Source organism: Okeania sp. SIO2B9 (assembly GCF_010672505.1).
Lineage (GTDB): Bacteria > Cyanobacteriota > Cyanobacteriia > Cyanobacteriales > Microcoleaceae > Okeania > Okeania hirsuta.
The window spans coordinates 1-2,672 of the sequence record NZ_JAAHGK010001083.1 but is presented as its reverse complement, the minus strand read 5'-3'; the positions used below and the strand labels follow the sequence as shown (position 1 = coordinate 2,672).

The following is a 2,672-nucleotide window of genomic DNA, read 5'->3' as shown; positions in this document are numbered from 1 at the left end:
CAATAATACTTGTAGGGACGTTCCATGGAACGTCCCTACAAGTATTATTGTTTTGAATGTGTGGTTCACCAATCTGAAAAGCGCTGTAAGTACCATTATCTAGGAATAACTGAAGTTATTAGCCAATATAGCTTATGCCTGAAAAAATTTTTCTCTACATTTTTCTCTACAATTGTAGGTTTTGTAGGTTGTTTCATTACCTGTAATAATGAATTTAAAGCATAATCTTCAGATGAGTTGACTTGCCGATCAAAAAGAGCAATATTCATCGCTAAAGGAAGAGCGATCGCTGCTACATCTGGCTCTAATTCTTCAACTAATAAATCGATAGATTGAGGTACTCTAATCGCAGAACGAATTCCGTCTAACATATTTTCATCTAATCCCAATTGTTGTAAATTAGGACATATTTCTTCCCATTTAATTTTCTGATTTGGTTCCCCTGCTTGAATAAGATAAGCTATCAACCTTTGCAGTTTTCCTTGTTGTTTGGCTGTCATTATTTGGATCGGTTCGGTTGCAGTTATTTCTTGGGAACTATTTTGAGGTTTTTCTATATTAATGCCATCGACAATTTTTTGCCAATCTTGGTTATCGCAAGATTCTGGTTTTTCTACAGTTAAGGAAATAGTTATTTTTTTGTCTAGATTAGCATTAAGTTCGATTACTTCTGCTTTTACTCCCAAAAAACCTAGCCATTTAGCAATTGTATGAATTAATGTTAGACGGGTTGAGTGACAGTTTGCTAATAACCGAACCTGGGTCTGAACCATGGGACGAACTATTTGTGTCAGCATTATGGTTAACGTACTGTCTTAGCTATAAATTTACCTTTTTAGAGCATAACTAATTTTTCTAGTATGAATAGCAATTTTAGCTACAGATTTTTTTTACGCTTATAGTAATCTGATTCAATATCAAAAATTGAAGATTTAGCAGGTTGGGTTGATAAATTTTACCACAGCTTATCCATTATCTTTGAATAATCACAATAAAAAATTAGTTGTCCTGCTCCCTAAGGTGTGAAGATATATATTTTTTAATTTTTTCCCACACTTCCCACACTTCCCACACTCTCTCTACCATTACTATGCACCACCACCAAAAAATTTAAGGAGTAAGGAGCAGGGATAAATTTATTTGCGCAGCATTCCGCACCAAAAAAATATTCTTTCTCAAGAGAATAACATTTTTATTATGGCTAATTAATGAGACTTGATATAGAACCCATTTGGTATCTTCATAAATATCAAGTTTTTTTAGCTAGGAGACAGGAGACAGGAGACAGGAGGGAAGATGTGGGGAGAGATCATACAAAAAATTCAACACTCCTTCATATGATTTTTCCTCAAAATTGATGCGCGAAAAAACTTGACTACCATAATTATATAGATCTCAAATGGGTTCTATAATACCAAATTGATAAATATTTGCTACAAATAGCTAGGATATTTCTTAGGAGTCAACCCACCCGCGCGCCCCTCCCAGGAGGGGGAGTCAGGAGGACCGAGTCACACGGGAATAGCTTCAATACCATTTTTCAGGTTGGAAATCATTCTTTTGTCTTGGTGCGCTACCAGGTGCGACTGGCGTCGTCGCGGGGTCGCACCGCTCTCTTGGTCGATTGGAGGCCAGCGAGGAGACCCGTTCTTGCAGACCCGCTCCGAAGATCGCCATCCCACCCTTCGGGAAGCTACGCAACGACCGCTTTGTCAAAGGGGAATATCCTGCACGTGTTTTTTTATTCCTCTTACTATTTGTAACATTCTTTTTTCACGCTTGGTATAACACCTAAAACCTAACACCTAAGACCTTCTTCATGGCATTCTGGCAAAATGTTCTAACAATAATCTATGAATAAAAATGTAGCCTCCTCCTACTTTCTGTAGAAAAATCAACTGAGTTGCATAGTTAAGAAAACGAGTATAATTCCAAGGGATATAACCATTAAAATACAAAATAATTCGTAAAATAAAATGTTTTACACAAGCTTCCCCTCCTCCCACAGCTAATCCGAAAATCAACCCATATTCACCCCAATCTATGAAGTACCAGTCTAATAATTTAGCAGCTAAACTCATTACTATTGCACCAACTAAACCAAAGATAAAAGCATTTTTTGTTGACTGCCAAATTCCTTGATTAGGAACAGTTACTTCTTCTATTCCCGGACCTGTCATACCACGGACTATTCCCAAAACTAGACCTAAACTTAATCCAGATATTGCTCCTCTAAGTAGAGGATGACTAATTTGATTAGGAATTTTTAAATTATAGTAGAAAATAACTGTAGATAATAAACCATAAATTAGTCCGATAGTTATGCCAATAACTACTTGGTTGATAGTATATTTTCCTAACCATCTCAAAGTAGTGACTGTTTGAATAGTTTTAAATCCAAAAAAACGCCAAAAATATACAAAACAAAATGCTACAAGTAAAGCCATTTTAGGCAAATTTAAAAATTGATAAAATAAGTTCCATAATACGAAGAATATTATCGTCAAAAGAGTAATAATATAACCAATAATATAATTTTTATTTCGTAGCCAAGTTGGCTGCATTATTTCAATTAAAAATACAGTTTCTGACTCGCTTACCATTTGCTTTGCTAACCATATCAGCCATTTTTTGACTTTCTCTTGAGAATAGGGAATATTAGCAGAACGCCG

The 2,672-nt window shown here is 35.6% G+C and carries 2 protein-coding genes and 1 pseudogene; 1 reads left to right on the top strand and 2 read right to left on the bottom strand.

What is annotated here, in order from left to right; genetic code table 11:
- Window positions 1-95: 95 nt before the first annotated feature.
- Window positions 96-797, bottom strand: a complete 702-nt coding sequence (locus F6K13_RS27520; RefSeq protein ID WP_124154332.1) for a hypothetical protein — start codon at window positions 795-797, stop codon at window positions 96-98.
- Between the two features lie 411 nt (window positions 798-1,208).
- Here F6K13_RS27520 and F6K13_RS27515 point away from each other — a divergent pair, with 411 nt between their 5' ends.
- A complete protein-coding gene (locus tag F6K13_RS27515) occupies window positions 1,209-1,358 on the top strand; it encodes a hypothetical protein (RefSeq protein ID WP_161564935.1) in 150 nt (49 codons plus the stop codon).
- Between the two features lie 459 nt (window positions 1,359-1,817).
- On the opposite strand, the pseudogene F6K13_RS27510 reads toward F6K13_RS27515, so the two are convergent.
- A pseudogene (locus tag F6K13_RS27510) lies at window positions 1,818-2,672 on the bottom strand (NACHT domain-containing protein); the annotation flags it as partial.

What these genes read in the sequence shown, in the direction of transcription:
- F6K13_RS27520 (WP_124154332.1), bottom strand. Translation starts at nt 797, where the DNA reads ATGCTGACACAAATAGTTCGTCCCATGGTTCAGACCCAGGTTCGGTTA.
- F6K13_RS27515 (WP_161564935.1), top strand. Translation starts at nt 1,209, where the DNA reads ATGAGACTTGATATAGAACCCATTTGGTATCTTCATAAATATCAAGTT.